We start from the raw sequence: 18,101 nt of genomic DNA on the forward strand, positions 1-18,101 counted from the left end.
AAGCACCTCATTACCTATCTTAGCCTTTCGGCAGAAAACCGGCAACTCACCACCTGAAATAAATCATACACGGTTCGCCAGCCGGCTGTCAACCTTTTTTTTCTCAGTACAGGGGGGGCGGGTTGAGCGCCCCGGGAGTGCCGGATGGGACAGAAGTCCGCTGCCGGCACCCCCGCCTGGGGGTTGGGGGTGGGGTTCTCCGACGGTCCCCCTCCCCCGAAACAGCGGATCAGACGAAACTGAAATAGCCACCGGCAAGATTGAGGTTGCCAGACCCCTGAACAATGGCCACCAGATCGTCCGCACCGGCAGTATTGTGCAAAATCGCGATCCCACTGGGCAAACCGGCGGAGGAGGCGAACAGCTGATAGTCAGCAGCGCTGCCCGCCAGCTGGATGACATCCTCACCGGCATTGAAGTCCGCAATCAAAGCGCAGTCAGCATTGCCCGCAGCGGTGTAGTAGAACTTGCCACCGCTTCCGAGCACAAAGCGGTCGGCACCCTGTCCGCCGGTTAGGGTGTCGAGCTCACCGGCACCCGGACTCCCCAGATGGGCGGCAGCGCCGGTCAGGGTGTCATTCCCGTCGCCGCCGCTGAGGGAGTCGCTGCCCAAGTCGCCACTGAGGAGATCGTTACCGCTATCGCCGCTGAGGGTGTCACTGTCCTTCCCGCCGGCGAGGCTGTCATTGCCGGCATCGCCATTGAGCCAATCATTGCCCTGATTGCCAAACAGCTGGTCGTTGCCGTCGCCGCCGCTGAGGGTGTCGTTGCCGATGTCGCCACCGACCCGATCGTCCCCAGTGTTGCCGCTTACAGAATCATCGTCCTTACCCCCCTGGCAGGTATCGTTGCCGGCACCGCCATCCAGGATGTCAGTGCCGGTGTTGCCATAGAGGATATCGCTGCCATCACCCCCATTGAGGCTGTCTGCGCCCTCACTGCCAATCAGGATATCATTGCCGCCGGCACCCAGTAGCTGGTCATTGCCGGCACCCGCGACTACCGTATCATTGCCATCCCCGGCATCAATAACGTCGTCCCCCCCACCGGCAGAAACGAAATCATTTCCCAGCCCGCCGCTGAGAGTGTCGCCGCTGTCAGTGCCGGTGATACTGTCGCTGCCGGCATTGGAGACGTCCAGGGTGAACGTGTCAGAAGCAGTCTTCCCCGCGTCAGAAACCGTTACGGTAATCGTTGCCGCGCCCTGTTGATTCGCCGCTGGGGTGACGGTAATGGTTCGGTTCGCTCCCTCACCGCCCAAAACAATATTGCTGTTGGGAACGATGTTCTGGTCGCTAGAACTGGCGGTTACCGTCAGGTTGCCAGCCGCTGTCTCCGCATCCGAGACGGTGAACGCAATTGCCTGAGTGGCCGCGCCCAGACTGACCGTTTGATTGGCAATGTCGCTAATCGTCGGGGCAGTGTTTTCGCTTGGGGTTGGGGTTGGGCTTGGGGTTGGGGTTGGGCTGGGCGGGGGGACTGGGGTTGGCGGGATGTCGTTATCGGTGTTCGTCACCGCCACACTCCCGGTTAGGGTGTCGTAGATAGTGTCGGTACTGGTGGGGTCCAGCGTAATGGTGTAAGTTTGGCTGCCATCGACATCAAATTCATCGACACCCGTGACGGTTACCGTCTGCGCCGCAGAGAAATTTGCCGCAGTAAAGGTCAGGACTGCCGGCGAGACAGCCCCCTCGGTGGTGTCAGCACCGGTCAGGGCAATCGTCACAGGAGCAGTTGGCGCAGTGGTCAGGGCCACAGTAAAGGTCGCAGTGCCACCGGCTTCCGTGGTGGTCAGCCCCGTCGCCGGAGTGACCGCGATTCTCGGTTCCCCGTCATCGGTGTTACTCGCCGACACACTCCCCGTCAGGGTGTCGTAGACAGTATCGGTACTGGTCGGCTCGAGGTTAATCGTGTAGGATTGGCTGCCATCGACCGTATCGTCATCTACGCCGGTGACTGTCACCGTCTGCGGCGCAGAGAAATTTGCCGGCGTGAACGTCAGCGTTTCCGGCGAGACAGCCCCTTCTGTGGTGTCAGAACTGCTGACGGCAACCGTCACAGGAGCCGTTGGGGCGCTGTTGAGGGCTACAGTGAAGGTCGCAGTGCCACCCCTTTCCGTAGTGGTCAATTCGGTCGTGGGATTGACCGCAATCCCCGGTTCCGTGTTCGTCACCGGCACACTGACTGGAGCGAGGGTATCGTAACCCGCGTCGCCGGCACTCGCCGCGTCGAAGACAGCATTATAGGACTGGCTGCCATCGAGGGTGTCGTCACTGACGCCGGTGACTGTCACCGTCTGGATTTGGCCAAAGTTTTCCGGAGTGAAGGTGAGCGTCGCTGGCGAGACTGCCCCTTCTGTGGTGTCAGAACTGCTGACGGCAATCGTGACATCAGCAGCTGGGGCGCTGCTGAGAGCCACACTCAAGGTAACAGCGCCACCGGCTTCTGTGGTAATCAAGCCGGTGCTGGGAATCACCGTGATTCCCGGCGCAGTGCCGTCATTATCGATATTGTCAGCCAGCACATCCGCTGGATCAGCGCCATTGTAATTCGTGTCCTCACTGACAGCCGGTGCCAGCAAAATGCTGTAGGGTTGGCTGCCATCGGATAGAGTGTCATCTGCGCCGGTGACTGTTACCGTCTGCGCCGCCGAGAAGTTGTCGGCAGTGAAGGTTAGGGCTGCCGGTGAGGCGCTCCCTTCTGTGGTGTCGCTGCTGCTCAGAGCAATCGTCACATCAGCAGTTGGGGCGGTGGTGAGGGCTACAGTGAAGGTAGCGGTATCCCCCGCTTCGCTGGTGATTAAGCCGGATGTGGGGGTGACAGTAAACAGCCCGGGGGCTTCGTCGTCAATGTTCGTCGCCGACAGAGTGTCCGCCGCAATCCCCCCGTAGAGGGTATCGTCGCTGGTTGCTGTCAGGATAACGTCGTAGGTTTGGTCTTTATCGACTGCAGTGTCATCGACACCGGTGAGCGTTACTGTCTGCGCCGCAGAGAAATTGGCTGCAGTGAAGGTCAGGGTTTCCGGGGAGACTGTTCCTTCCTGCGGGTTGCTGCTGCTGACATCAATTGTGACATCCGCCGTTGGGGCGCTGCCAAGGGATACGCTGAAGGTTGCAGTGCCACCGGCTTCCGTAGTGGTCAAGCCTGTCGTGGGGGTGATATTGACACCCGGTCCGGTGTTTACCACTGACACATCGTCAGGGTCAATCGCCCCGTAGATCGTATCCGTGCTGGTTGCTGTCAGGTTAATGGTATAGGGCTGGCTGCCATCAATAGTGTCGTCAGCTACCCCGGTTACTGTTACCGTTTGCGCCGCCGAGAAGTTTGCCGGCGTGAAGGTGAGGGCTGCCGGTGAGACACTCCCTTCTGTGGTGTCAGAACTGCTGGCGGCAATAGTAACATTGGCAGTTGGCGCACTGTCGAGAACTACAGTAAAGGTTGCAGTCCCACCGGCTTCCGTGGTGGTCAAGCCGGTCGTGGGGGTGACAGTAATGCCGGGGAGTTGATTGACTGTTACCGTCACCGCACCGGCAGCGGTGTCAGTGCCATCGCTGACCGTATAGTTAAACGTGTCAGTCCCCGTGAAACCGGCAGCCGGTGTGTACAGCAGCCGGTCATCCGTGGCATTGCCTGGCGTGCCCCCGTCGCTTAAAGTAATCGTGCCGCCGTTTCCTGAGAGGGTGTCAAAGGTTCCCAGAGAGAGGGTATTGTTATTCGGATCGGTGTCGTTGGCGAGGACATTGATGGTGACAGCCGTGCCGGCAGTCGCCGTAATGGTGTCCTCTGCTGCCACCGGCGGTTGATTGACTTCTACTGTCAGCGAATCTGGAGCGTCTAAAGTGTATCCAGGCGCTGTGCTGCTCGCACTAAAATTAATCGGTGTGGGGCTGCTAAACGTTGGCGCAGCTGTAAAGTTTGCTGTGTACAGCGCTGCCGGAGCAGTTCCCGCACCCGGCCAATTTTGGTTTGCATCGTTCCAGGAAAGCTCGACAAAAGAGTCCGTTACCGGATCGCTGTCAAAGTCCTGAGTGTCATCTTGCTGCGTTCCCCCACCAGGCACCAGACTTGTTTGCAGGGGATTGTCTAAACTGTTGAATGTGAGAGCGTCGCGGTCGTAATGCAGCCGCAATCCCAACCCCGAAAGACTGTCATCCGCCGGATTTGCCGTTTCATAATTTACATCAAATGTAACTGGCCTGTCAGGAGATGCAGTTAGAATTGAAGGGTTAACAGTAATTTTTTGCTCGGCCATTTTTAGTGTTCTCCAACACCCCAAAGAGCAATTCCTCTTAGCCTGCCACACAATCTTTGGGCAAGAACTAATAGTTTTTCCGACATCGAGGGCAAGCATCATGCCCGCCCCTGAAAAGGCTTTTCCCCAATGTCCCCGGCGCAAAATTTTACAGCAAAGTCCGATTGTCATCTGTCATAAGCTAGTCACATTCAGACAGACAAAAGCGAACCTTCTATTGCAGAAACTCTCGGTGCGAGCGCAGCGATTTGTTCAGTTCCGCTGCTCGCTACCGCACCCGCATTAACCCCAGTTGTCTCATCTATTCACCTCCTCTACTATAGCAGCAGGCAGTTAGGTTAGGACGTAGGACAGGCGTTCCCTCCGCTCCCGATCCCTACTAGAAAGTGAGATGCCCTGTTTTTAACTGACTGTCCATTGCTATATAGCGCGAGATTTTGGTGAAGTTTTAGGGAAGTGAAGTTTCAGGAATTTCTCAATCCGTTTGCCAGCAGTCGCAGTGCGACCGGCTGCCGCGAAAGCAGGATTCCCCAGTGCTAGGGGCACCCAAAAGGAAGCCCAAAACTGTCAGATTGTTTTCAGTTCGTGTGCTTTATCTCTGCCATCAACATCCATCATCCTGTTCCAGGATGCCGCCAAATAGCGGTCGATTTCATCCCCCCAATGAGGGATTTTGCCCGGGCGCTGCCAAATCAGCCCGCCGAGCGGAATCAGCTGTGAAGAGATAGCCTAAATTGCTCTAACCGTCCGTTCGTTCTTCTGCCTGACTGCTGCCATCACTATCTATAGCAGCAGGCAGTCAGTTTAGGACATTAGAGCTTGAGGTTGAAGGGAGCGTCTGCCCTACGCCTGTCCTACGAATATAAGGCGTAGGACAGGCGTCCCGCCTGTCCTTTTTGTCCTAATCTAAGTAAATACTGCTATATCTGCCGGCGGGCAATGTCAAGTTTTTCCCTTCGGAAAATTCCCCCTTTCTTTCGGCAGACGATTCCATTTTATTATCCTATAGCAGTATGCACTTAGGTTAGGACATTAGATCGAGAGGCCCGGCGTTAGCGCAGCGGCGCGTTAGCGCTACGCCGTACCTACGCCTTTTTCCCTAGGTCACTGATGTCCTAACCAATATGACTGCTGCTATATCTAGCTGTTTAAAATTATTTGTTATAGCAGTAGGCACTTAGGTTCGTACATTTCGGCCTCTTTTGCACCCCCGCACTCCGGCTCCTATTGTCCTAACCCATAATACTACTGGGATATAGACGTAGGTACGGCGTCCGCCGGGACTGAAAGTCTAATGTTTTAACCCAAGTGAATACTGCTATAAAACCTCTAGAGGGGCTCTCATATTAGTGAGGCGCTCCAGTACCTCACTAATATGAGAAAAGCTAGAATTCACTATTGGCCAACCGGCAGTCTGCCTTTTTTATTTCCCAGGCAGGGGGGGCGGGTTTGCCGCCCCTGGAGTGCCGCCGGCGACAGAAGTCCGCCACCGGCACACCCGCCAGATCCCTTTTCTTAGCCCCCTCCCCGCAAGCGGGGAGGGGGTTGGGGGTGGGGTTCTCCGACTGTCCCCCTCCCCCGAAAGCGCGGATTAGACGAAACTGAAAGAGCCACCGGTCAGGCTGAGGCTGTCAGTCCCCTGCACAATGGCCACCAGCTCGTCCGCACCGGAAGTATTGCGGAAAATCGCCGTCCCAGCCGGCAAACCGGCAGCGTTCGCGGACAGCAGATAGTCAGCAGCACTGCCCGACAGCTGGATAACATCCTCACTGGAATTAAAGTCCGTAATCAAAGCGTAGTCAGCATTGCCCGCACTGGTATAGTAGAACTGGCCACCACTCCCGAGGACAAAGCGGTCGGCACCATCTCCGCCGGTTAGGGTATCCACCTCACCGGCACCCGGACTCGCCCCACTGGAGGCAGCGCCGGTCAGGGTGTCGTTCCCGTCACCGCCGCTGAGGGAGTCGCTGCCGAAGTCGCCACTGAGGAGATCGTTCCCGGTGTTGCCGCTGAGGGTGTCAGCGCCCTTACCCCCATAAAGGGTGTCATTGCCGGTGCCCCCATCCAGAACGTCCTCCTCAGAGTTGCCAAACAGCAGGTCATTGCCGTCACCGCCCATCAAGCTATCGGTGCCGATGTTGCCCACAAGCACATCATCCCCAGTCATGCCGTTGAGAGTGTCGCTGTCCTTACCGCCGGCCAGGGTGTCATTGCCGTCATCGCCATTGAGCAAATCATTGCCCTGATTGCCAAACAGCCGGTCGTTGCCGTCGCCGCCGCTGAGGCTGTCGTTGCCGATGTCGCCACCGACCACATCGTCCCCGGTATTGCCGGTTACAGAATCCGCGTCCTTACCCCCCTGGCAGGTATCGTTGCCGGCACCGCCATCAAGGACGTCATTGCCGGTGTTGCCATAGAGGATATCGTTGCCATCACCCCCATTGAGGTTGTCTGTGCCTTCATTGCCAATCAGGATATCATTGCCGCCGACACCCGACACCTCGTCATTGCCGGTGCCCGCGACTACCGTATCATTGCCGTCCCCGGCATCAATTTCGTCGTCCCCGGCACCGCCGGAAATGTAATCATTTCCCAGTCCGCCGTTCAGAGTGTCGCCGCTGTCAGTGCCGGTGACAGTATCGTCGCCGCTGCCCTTGTTGGAGACGTCCAGGGTGAACGTGTCAGAAGTGGTATTCGTCCCGTCAGAAACCGTTACCGTAATCGTTGCCGCGCCCGATTGATTCGCGGCAGGGGTGACGGTAATGGTTCGGTTCGCCCCCTCACCGCCCAAAACAATACTGTTATCGGGAACGATGTTTTTGTCGCTGGAACTGGCTGTTACCGTCAGGTTGGCAGCAGCAGTCTCCGCATCCCCAACAGTGAACGCAATTGCCGGAGTAGCCGCCCCTGTGCTGACCGTTTGGTTGGCAATGTCACTAATTGTCGGGGCAGTGTTTTGGCTTGGGGTTGGGCTTGGGGTTGGGCTTGGGGGGGTGACTGGGGGTGGGGTGACGTCGTTATCGGTGTTCGTTACCGCCACACTCCCGGTTAGGGTGTCGTAGATAGTGTCGGTACTGGTCGGGTCCAGCGTAATGGTGTAAGTTTGGCTGCCATCGACATCAAATTCATCGACACCCGTGACGGTTACCGTCTGCGCCGTGGCGAAGTTTGCCGCAGTAAAGGTTAGGGTTGCCGGCGAGACAGCCCCCTCGGTGGTGTCAACACCGGTCAGGGCAATCGTCACAGGAGCGGTTGGGGCGCTGTTGAGGGCTACAGTGAAGGTAGCCGTGCCACCTGCTTCCGTGGTGGTCAGCCCCGTCGCAGGAGTAACAATGATGCTAGGTTCTCCGTCATCGGTGTTACTCGCCGACACACTTGCCGTCAGGGTGTCGTAAGACGTGTCGGTACTGGTCGGATCGAGGTTAATCGTGTACGATTGGCTGCCATCGACCGTATCGTCATCTACGCCGGTGACGGTTACCGTCTGCGCCGTGGCGAAGTTTGCCGGTGTGAACGTCAGCGTTGCCGGGGAGACAGTCCCTTCTGTGGCGTCAGAACTGCTGACGGCAACCGTCACATTTGCCGTTGGGGCGCTGTTGAGGGCTACAGTGAAGGTCGCAGTGCCACCCCTTTCCGTAGTGGTCAATGCGGTCGTGGGACTGACCACAATCCCCGGTTCCGTGTTCGTCACCGGCACAGTCAGGTCAGCGAGGCTACCGTAAACAGTGTCGCCGACACTAGCGGGGTTGAAGACAATATTGTAGGGCTGGCTGCCATCAAGGGTGTCGTCACTGACGCCGGTGACTGTCACCGTCTGCAGCTGGCCAAAGTTTAGCGGCGTGAAGGTGAGAGTCGCTGGCGAGACTGCCCCTTCTGTGGTGTCGTCACTGGTAACATCAATCGTGACATCAGCAGTTGGGGCGCTGCTGAGAGCTACACTCAAGGTAACAGCGCCACCGGCTTCTGTAGTAATCAAGTCGTCGTCGGGAATGACCGTGATTCCCGGCGTAGTGCCGTCGTTATCAATATTCTCAACCAGCACATCCGCTGGATCAGCGCCGCTATAAAGGGTGTCCTCACTGACAGCCGATGCCAGCAAAATGCTGTAGGATTGGCTGCCATCGGCTAAAGTGTCATCCGCGCCGGTCACTGTTACCGTCTGCGCCGTGGCGAAGTTTGCCGGCGTGAAGGTCAGGGTTGCCGGTTCGACAGTCCCTTCTGCGGTGTTATCACTGCTGACAGCAATCGTCACATCCGCAGTTGGGGCAGTTGTCAGGGCTACAGTGAAGGTAGCGGTGTCCCCAGCTTCGCTGGTTATTAAGCCGGATGTGGGGGTGACAGTAAACAATCCGGGGGCTTCGTCGTCAATGTTCCTCGCCGACACAGTGTCCAGCGCAATCCCCCCGTAGATGGTATCATCGCTGGTTGCTGTCAGGGTGACGCTGTAGCTTTTGTCTTTATCCGTTAAAGTGTCATTCACCCCGGTGAGTGTGACCGTCTGCGCCGCCGAGAAGTTCGCCGGCGTGAAGGTCAGGGTTGCCGGTGAGACAGTCCCTTCCAGGGTGTCGCTGCTGCTGACAGCAATCGTGACATTGGCAGTTGGGGCGGTATTGAGGGCTACAGTGAAGGTAGCAGTGCCACCGGCTTCCGTAGTGGTCAAGCCTGTCGTGGGGGTGATAGTGACACCCGGTCCTATGTTGACCACCGACACATCGTCCGGGTTAATCGCCCCGTAGATAGTATCATCGCTGGTGGCTGTCAGGTTGATCGTATAGGGTTGGCTGCCATCGGTTAGAGTGTCATCCGCGCCGGTCACTGTTACCGTCTGCGCCGTCGAGAAGTTTGCCGGCGTGAAGGTTAGGGTTGCCGGTGAGGCACTCCCTTCTGTGGTGTCGTCACTGGTAACGGTAACAGTAACATCCGCAGTTGGGGCGCTGTCGAGAACTACAGTAAAGGTTGCAGTCCCACCGGCTTCCGTTGTGGTTAAGCCGGTGGTTGGGGTGACAGTAATCCCCGGAGAAACCGGCTCTCCGTCATCGGTATTGCTCGCCGCCACACTGGCAGTTAGAGTGTCGTAAGCTGTGTCTGTACTGCTGGCATCCAGCGCTATATTGTAGGTTTGAGCCCCATCAATCGTGTCATCATCCACGCCGGTGACTGTTACCGTCTGCGCCGTGGCGAAGTTTGCCGGTGTGAAGGTTAGGGTTGCCGGTCCGACACTCCCTTCTGTGGTGTCAGAACTGCTGACGGCAATGGTAACATCGGCAGTTGGGGCGCTGTCAAGAACGACAGTAAAGGTTGCAGTGCCACCGGCTTCCGTTGTGGTCAAGCCGGTGGTTGGGGTGACAGTAATCCCCGGAGGAACCGGCTCAATTGTCAGTGACTGCGGTGCCAGTACATACTGTTCGCCGCTGTCTCCCGTAGCGGCTTCACTTGCGGTAAAATTAATGCTTGTGCCGTTAAAAGCATCTAATACCGTAAAGTTTGCTGTGTATAGCGTTGCCGGTTGCGTTCCCGCACCCGTCCACCCCCGATTCGGATCTCCCCACGAGAAGTACAAAAAGGAGTCGGTTTCCGTTGAATTTGGCTGGCCTTGGTCTATGTCAGTACCGCCATCTGCTTGCGGTTGAGGATTTGCTGCTGTAGGTAAACTCGAAAATACAGGAGCGTTAAACGGATTGGCACTACCTGTTAAGCCGTCGAACCTCAGTTCTTGAGAGTTAAAATTTGTTAATAAGGTCAGCCCATTCAGGCTTTCATCAACTGGGTTCGCGGTTTCATAGATGACATCTACAGTAAGAGTGTCGCCGGGAGATGCCGTAACAGGTCCTGATACGGCTTGTCCGTTGACTAGAATGTTGCCCGCTCTAATTATCTGCTCTGCCATAAATTTGGCCTCCTCACATCAAGAACATTTTTCTCTAGTGTGGGCATCTCACTTGGGCGAAAAAAGGCGTATATTTTTACTGACTTACCGCTCCCCTAATCAGGTGCTATGTAAGGTTTAACAACTGAGATGCCCCTCTCAACTAAATTCCCCCAAAACAGCCCGCACTAATGACCAGCTCTTGAATTCAAAGCCGGCTATTAGCAGGTCGTTTTTGGAAGTTATTGAGGGGCAAGCGCTAGGCTTGCCTCTCAATATTTGTTCCTTTTAGGTAAGGAACTGGTAGCGACAGCTTTCTTACAGTAAAATCGAGTTCGCAGCTGTCAGAGAATCCTCAGGAAATATTGTATCATTTCCCGGACTCAAAGGCAATTCAGAAGATAGAGGATCGCCAGCGCTCGAAGCCCCCGGTAAGATTGCCGTCAGGGGGTCTGCGACTGGGGCTGACAAGTCTGGAATTGCCGCTGTACCGTTTGAAAGGTCATTCTCTGCTAGAGCGCCAGAAAGCAGAGGGTCATCCGCACTGCCTGCCAGTTGGCTGCCGGCGGCGCTGCCGGTCAAGGGGTCAACATTTGCTGAGCCTACAGCCGGATTGCTGGCACTTAAGGCGTCCTCTTGGGTTTGGGCTGCCGCACGGCTCCTGTTCTGTGAGCCCTGAGGAAAATGGAGGTCCAGGAAAGCCAAAATGGCAGCGTTATCGCGGGTTGCGCCCGCTCCTGCAAGACTGGAATAGTCAAAGTTCTCAACCAGACCTGGAACGGGAAGGGCGCGAAGGCTGAGGTAATTATAAATCATCAGGCCGTCGCTCAAAGCGGATGCTTGCCCGTTGCCATCAACGTCGAGCATATTCTCCGTAGATGTGCCGAGGTACTCAGCAATATCATCAGCTTGAGTGTTGCCCAACGTCCGGGTTGCGCCCGGTCCTGTAAGAGTGGAATAGTCAAAGTTCTCAGCCAGACCTGGAACGGGGACGTTAGCAAGGCTGAGGTAATTATAAGCCATCAGACCGTCGCTCAAAGCGGATGCTTGACCGTTACCATCAATATCTAACTGCCGGCGGGCAATGTCAAGGGTGTAGTTGGGATTGGCAGCACCCACGACTTGAATATAAACCGCCGAACTGGTTTCCGGGAAACTGACCGACTCGAAATCCCTGTCCGTTTCCGAAGAACCCAGCAGGTTGCGATTTTCGTCATAGACTTTCAGGTCAAGATTCCCTTGCGCATTATCAAAATTAATGGTAATGGCATTCGGGTTCCACTCAGTGCCCCGCACCGGCTGGACGCGATACCAGTCACCCCCTTCCGCTCCACTTTGGGCGTCACCGGCATCCAGCGTCAAGCCGGTCAAGGTGGGCAGCGCTTGGTTTTGACCGATAGAACCGAGATTCGTGGCCTTATCGAAGCTATTGTTATTCGAGCCAGAATCAGTTTCGGCCCAGTCTGCGGGAACAGCACCGGCAGCTGCAGCTGGAGTCACCGCCAGGGCATAGGATGGGCTGACAGTCGTCGCATCCGCACCGGCAACCCGGACAAAGTACCGCCCCGCCGCCAGTCCTTCCAGGGATATCTGTTCGCCGGCATCGGTCACCGTGACAGGGTTGGCCACAAGCTGTTGGCTGGCATCGCGCACTTCCAGGTTGAGGTCGCCCTCAGCACTGTTGAAATTAATGCCGAGAGTGCCGGCAGTTCCGCCCTCTGGGACATCAAACCGGAACCAGTCCACATCCCCCGGTTGGTGGATGCTCAGGTCAGACAAATTATAGGCAGAACCCGTCAGGGTTCCCAAATCATAGGCTTGCTGTGACAGATTGTTGCTCGAACGGGTGACATCTCCGCTCCGGTCAAGTGTTTCAGCAAAGTCAGCAACGATGCGATTTGTGCGGTTGGTTGCCTGTGCCACCAGATCCGACGCGCCGGTGAAAGCGGAGAGGAAGCTCCCCCAGGTACTGTTAGCGAGGAAGCTGTAGTTGCTGCTGCTGTAAGAGCTGGAAACAGTGCTGCCCGGTGCCGGCAGATTGATGCTCAGACCGGAAGCCCCCTGAACGTCCACCTTGTTAATCAGGGCACTGCCCAAGGCTTGCGAAACCGCACGAGCCGCCGAGCCAATCGGGTTGCTTTCAGGCAGGCGGGCAGCAATGCCATTCATATACCCGCCCAAATCCCGATTGTTAGCGTCGGAGAAGTATCCCGCTTCAAAGCGAGCCTGAGTCAGGGCTTGCCAATTTTCTGGGGAGGAGTTGGCGCTCACGGCAGCAGAAAAGTTATCCATCGCCGTCTTCAGCGTCTCGTAACCGCTTGTGCGCGTAGCGGAGAGGGTTTCGGTGTTCCCGTAAAACTGGCCATAGGTGTCCACAATCGCCGCGCCCAGCTCCTCGGAACTCATCCGGGGGTTGGCAGCTAAGCGCGAGAGCAGCGCCTCGTAATCCCAGCCATCCCCCGGTTCGAGGTTCTGGGAAGCCACCACCACATCCGTCACGTCTTTCAGGTCGTAAGTTTGCTCGACCATCCCTTGCAGACAGGCGTCGAAACCGACCAGTTTCAGGCTGTCGCCGAGATTAGCCCCCGCTAGGGCTTGCGTTGTTTCAGCAACCGTCAGGTTGTCGTTGCTTGCATCGTCCCAGGCAACACCGGACAGACCGCCACCGTGATCCCAGACCACTACTGCATAGTTTTCCGCTGCATAATTCTGCGCTCCCCAAGTGACGAAGTCTTGCAGGGTTTGGCCCGCCCCCGTATTCAGCTCGCCAAGGCTTTGCAGGTTGCTGGAAATCACGTTTCGATTCGAGTCGTGCTGGATTAAACCGCGACGGGTGTCCGTCCAGTCTCCATTCGAGGAATCGTACCCGTCGGCGCGATCCATCTGCACGACGACATTAACGTTGTCGGGAAGGCCAATCGCCTCCATTTCATTGATGTCTCCGATGCCCGCTCCTTCCAGGTTATTGTCACCGGCAATATAAACCATGATTGTCCAGGAGTCCTGACCGGCACCCCCAGCCCCCGGATTGGCAGCCGGTGCGCTCACCGTCAAGTCGTAACTGGAGCTCGTCGCGCCGTCCACCCCAGTAACCCCGGCGTAGTAATCGCCGGCGGGCAGTCCACTTAGCGAGATGGACCCAAAACCGCTGTATGTAATGCTGTCTTGATTTAACAGCTGTCCGCTGCTGTCATACAGGGCTAGGTCGAGATTGCCGCCGCCTTGGGAATAATCGATGAACACCTGGCTGTCAGGAGTGCCGGCAGCAGTGGTGGTGAACTTGAACCAGTCTTGGTCTGCAGCACTATTAATAGTCAGGTCAGTCAGCGGCGTCCCAACCCGGATCGCAGCTGCTTCAGCGAGAGTGTTGTTCGACTCATAGCCATCGGGCAAAATGCCAGATTGGCCACCCAAAGGAGCGTCTACGCTCAAGTTGTAGTTAGGGTTGGTCGCCCCCGCGTATCCGTAGACCTTCACCAAGTAATCCCCAGCCGGCTGACTGTCCAGCGTCACCGTCTCGCTGTCGCTTGTGCCGGTAGAACTGCCCAGCAGCTGCGTGCCGGTGGCGTCGTAAACTTCTAAGTCAATATCGCCCCAGTCGTGTTCAAATTCAATGTCAACCCCCACTGTCCCAGCAGCGGTTGTGGTAAACTTAAACCAGTCCTCGTTGCCAGACTCGTGAATGCTTTGATTGGCGGCGATATTGCTGTTCGCACCGCGCAGAGTGCCCAGGTTAGAGGCAGTATCCGCCGAGTCATTCGGCTCGTTGCTGTCAGGGACTGTTGCACCGGTGCCGTTTCCACCGGCACTGCCAATAGAAGTGCCAATAGGAGCGTCAACAGTCAGGTCGTAATAGGGGTTTGTCCCGCCCCCGTAGCCGAACACGCGAACGAAATAGTCGTCGGCAATCAGTCCGTTGAGACTGATCGATTCCCAATCCCCCACACCGCCAGAACTCGCCACCATCTCCTGGTCTGAGTTGTAGAGTTCTAAATCCAAATCGCCGCTGGCGTGCGTGAAGTTAATCGTCACGCTGTCATCGAACTGACCGTCCTCATTCAGGGTGAATTTGAAGTAGTCGTCATTGCCAGCTTCGTGAACGCTCAGCCCCGTCAGCGTTTGCGCTTCCCGCAGTTCCGTGGCGGTATCAAAGGAATCATTCGACTCCAGATAGTCCCCACCCAGAGCGCTGCTGCCCAAGGTAGAATTAATCGTTAGCGAGTAGTTGTTGCTGGATCCATTGTACCCGTAAACATGCGCGTAGTAGTCCCCAGCTAGCAGACCCTGTAAGCTAATCGTCTCGCTGTCCGTGACTCCAGTGGAACTGCTAATATAGTTGCCAGCTGCATCGTACAGCGCTAAATCCAGGTCGCCGAAACCGTGGTAGAAATCAATGCTGAGGGCATCGCCAAATTGCCCAATGCCACCGAGCGAGAACTTAAACCAGTCGTCGTCGCCCGACTGAATAACCAGATCCTGAAAAGTGTTCGCCCCTGCTGACAGTTGGCGCAGGTCGGATGCGGTTTCCAGGGAATCATTCTCTTCATAGAAATCGTCACCGGCACTCGCTGCGCTTCCGCCAGGGGCTGTCACTGTCAGCGTGTAGTTGTTGCTCGCTCCGGCAAACCCGTAAACGTGCGCGAAGTATTCCCCAGCCGGCAAATCCGCTAAGCTAACTGTCTCGCTGTCACCGGCACCAAAGGAGCCACCAACAGAGTTGCCATTCGCATCGAGCAGCTCTAAGTCCAGGTCCCCCTCTGCGCCCCAGAAGTCAATCGTGAGCGCGTCGCTAAACCCGCCGGTGCCGGTGGTTGTGAAACTGAACCAATCATCGTCGCCAGACTGAATGACCAGATCCTCAAAGGATGTTACCCCTGTCAGAGAACCCAGGTCGGCAGCACTTTCGCTGCTATCATTTTCTTCATAGCGGTCATCCCCCGCCATGCCAGAACCTGTTGGCGCAGTGATAGTTAAGTTGTAGTAGGGATTGCTGGCATCACTGTACCCGTAAATTCGCGCGTAGTATTCCCCAGCGTCCAGCCCCTCTAAGCTCACACTTTCCCCGTCACTGGTACTGTAAGAGCCGGTCAGCAGGTTCCCAGAAGCGTCGTACAGCTGTAAGTCCAAATCTCCCAGGTACTGCCCGAAGTCAATCCTCACCTCATCGCCATACCCGCCCGGATTCAGAAGCTCGAAACTGAACCAGTCGTCATCGCCAGACTCAATGGAAAGCGCGTCAAAATAGTTCGCCCCTTCCAACCGGCTCAGATTATAGGCTGTGTCGAGCGAGTCATTCTCTTCATAGTAATCGCCGGTCGCACTGGCAGCGGTTAGCGCCCATATATCTAACGTGTAGTTCGGGTTGCTAGCTCCATTATACCCGTAAACCTCCACAGAGTAGGTTCCAGCTGCCAGCCCTTCTAAGCTTATACTTTCGCTGTCACCCGTACTTGTGGAGCTATAGAGTTCGTTGCCAGAAGCATCGTACAGCCGTAAGTCCAAATCTCCCAGGTCGTTCCAGAAGTCAATCCGCACCTCGTCGCCATACCCGCCGGTGCCGGCAAGATTGAAGCTGAACCAGTCTGAGTCGCCAGATTGAATGACCAGATTGTCGAAATAGGACTCCTGTTGCAAATCTATAGCGGTGGCGCTGGCGAGATCGTCGTTCTCTTCATAGCGATCGTCAAGAGTTGCGCCGCCGGTTGGCGCTACCACGCTCAAGCTATAGTTGGGGTTTTCGGCTCCACCGTACCCGTAAACCTCTGCGTAGTATGTCCCTGCAGCGAGTCCCTCTAAGCTGACCGACTCGCTGTCGCCTGTACCGCCTGACCCACTAATATAGTTGCCATCTGCATCGTACAGCTGTAAGTCCAGATCGCCCAGATAGCCAGCGAAATCAATCCTGACTTCATCCCCAAATTGGCCGGTGGCTCCCATATCGAAGCTGAACCAGTCATCGTCCCCAGATAGGATGACCAGATTGTTCAAACTGGGCTGTTGCTGCAAATCCAGAACGGTGGCACTTTCGAGAAAATCATTGTCTTCATAGCCGTCGTCGAGAGTTGCTTGGTTGGGTGCCCAGATATTCAAACTGTAGTTCGGGTTTTCGGCTCCAGCGTACCCGTGAACCTTTGCGTAATAAGTCCCTGGTGCTAAACCCTCTAAGCTAACTGTCTCGCTGTCGCCTGTAGTGCTAGATCCACCAATAAAGTTGCCAGAAGCATCGTACAGCTCTAAGTCCAAATCTCCCTGGAAATGGTCGAAGTTAATGCTGACCGCATCTCCCGCCGAGCCGGTGGAGGCAATATCAAAGCTGAACCAGTCATCGTCGCTAGATACAATGGCCAGGTTATCGTAGCTATTTTGCTGCTGCAAATCCAGGAAGGTGGCACTGCTCAAATCGTCATTTTCTTCATAGAAGTCGTCCCCAGTGCCTTGACCGTATGCTGAAATGCTTAATGTGTAGTCCGGGTTAGAGGCTCCATTCCAACCAGCTACTTGCGCATAGTAGACTCCAGCAGCCAAACCTTCTAAGCTAACCGCCTCGCTGTCACTGCTACTTGTGGAAGCGCCAACTTGGGTATTGTTTGCATCGTACAGGTATAAGTCCAGGTCGCCCAGGTAGTTCTGGAAGTCAATCCTCACCTCGTCGCCATAAGTGCCGGTGCCTGGAATCTCGAACCTGAACCAGTCTGGGTCATTTGACTGAATAGCCAGACCGTAATAGGGGTTATACCATTGTAGCAGACCCAGGTCTGTAGCAGTGGTGGAATCGTCATTCTCTTCAAAGTAGTCGTCACCGGCACCGGCACCCCCCGGCGCTGAGAGAGTTATGGTGTAGTTCTGGTCGCTGTCTCCACTGTACCTGGAAACCTTTGCGTAGTACAGCCCCGCCGGACGTCCCTCTAAGCTGACCGTCTCGCTGTTACCTGTACCGGTAGACGCTGTAATATAGTTGCCATTGGCATCGTACAGTGTTAAGTCCAGGTCGCTCAGCGCATTATCGAAGTCAATACTGAAGGCGTTCCCAGCTTGTCCTGTTTCCTCCGTCTGGAAACTGAACCAGTCCGAACCGTCCGACTCCATCGAAGCATCGATGTAATTGACTCCTGTCAATAAGCCCAAATTTGCTGGGTGATTCCCATATAATAGGCTCTCCCGGCTGTCATTGGCCTCATAAATATCAGGCATGATAGCATTCTCCTCAACAATTTAATCACGCAAAACGCGCCCAAATCACAATGACTTGTCCCTGGGCAATCTATTGATTTGAACGCCTGAGTCAATTCAATTTTTTATTCGGCCTGGAAACCAACTTTTATTCGGGCGGTGACGCCTCACAACTGGTTTCCCTTTTTAATACAAGTCAGGCCCCTTGTATTGGCCACTATAACCCCTCGTTCTCTCGATTTTTCAAGCCGATTCCAACTCCCCGTCCGAGGAGAGCTGTTTAACCCTCGATCCTGCCAATATTCGCCATTAGGAAGTCGCGCCTCATTAAGAGACTCCCGCCTAATCCACCGGCTTTTTATGTATTTATACTTGAGCTTTATTGCCTACTTTAACTTAGCCTAACTCCAGAGCGCCCGCAAGAGCTTTACACAAAACTTAGATTTAATTAATATTTGTTAATATAAAATCGGTCGCACCGGGCATCATGCCATGAAAATTTGTAGGGCGGGTTCACCGGCAATGTTGGTGACACTTTGCACAATCTTCATAAACGCGCCCCCACTCACGCCGGAATTGCAAGGGCGGGTTTGAAATTGGGCATTGGGCGTGGGAATTTCTAGGAGCCGGCTCACCCGAGATGTCTGTCACACTTCGCACAATCTTCACAAACCCGCCCCTCACGGCGGAATTATAGGGGCTGGTTTATGGGACATGGGGCATTGGGCGTGGAGAATTTGTAGGGGCAGGACAAGCCCGAAATGTTTGAGACAGCGCGAAGCCGATTGGTATAGCAATGGAGAGATCACTAAT

General features: G+C 55.7%; 4 protein-coding genes. 1 reads left to right on the forward strand and 3 read right to left on the reverse strand.

The window, feature by feature from the left end; translation table 11 throughout:
• Positions 1–229 precede the first annotated feature (229 nt).
• Positions 230–4,252: a beta strand repeat-containing protein gene (locus OSC10802_RS43925; RefSeq protein WP_020480611.1), complete on the reverse strand. Its 4,023-nt coding sequence runs from the start codon at positions 4,250–4,252 to the stop codon at positions 230–232.
• A gap of 1,375 nt (positions 4,253–5,627) precedes the next feature.
• Between OSC10802_RS43925 and OSC10802_RS48790 the strand changes: the two genes are divergently transcribed.
• Positions 5,628–5,771 (forward strand): hypothetical protein, encoded by a 144-nt coding sequence (locus OSC10802_RS48790; protein ID WP_155967371.1) that lies wholly within the window; start codon positions 5,628–5,630, stop codon positions 5,769–5,771.
• A gap of 72 nt (positions 5,772–5,843) precedes the next feature.
• Here OSC10802_RS48790 and OSC10802_RS0104115 read toward each other — a convergent pair whose 3' ends face one another.
• Together OSC10802_RS0104115 and OSC10802_RS38625 are read right to left on the reverse strand one after the other, a co-directional pair.
• Positions 5,844–10,139: a beta strand repeat-containing protein gene (locus OSC10802_RS0104115; protein ID WP_020480612.1), complete on the reverse strand. Its 4,296-nt coding sequence runs from the start codon at positions 10,137–10,139 to the stop codon at positions 5,844–5,846.
• A gap of 297 nt (positions 10,140–10,436) precedes the next feature.
• Positions 10,437–17,309, reverse strand: coding sequence for a pre-peptidase C-terminal domain-containing protein (locus OSC10802_RS38625; RefSeq protein ID WP_017715519.1), 6,873 nt, complete (start codon positions 17,307–17,309; stop codon positions 10,437–10,439).
• Between the last annotated feature and the right edge of the window lie 792 nt (positions 17,310–18,101).

It is taken from the genome of Kamptonema formosum PCC 10802 (genome assembly GCF_000332335.1).
Lineage (GTDB): Bacteria > Cyanobacteriota > Cyanobacteriia > Cyanobacteriales > Oscillatoriaceae > Oscillatoria.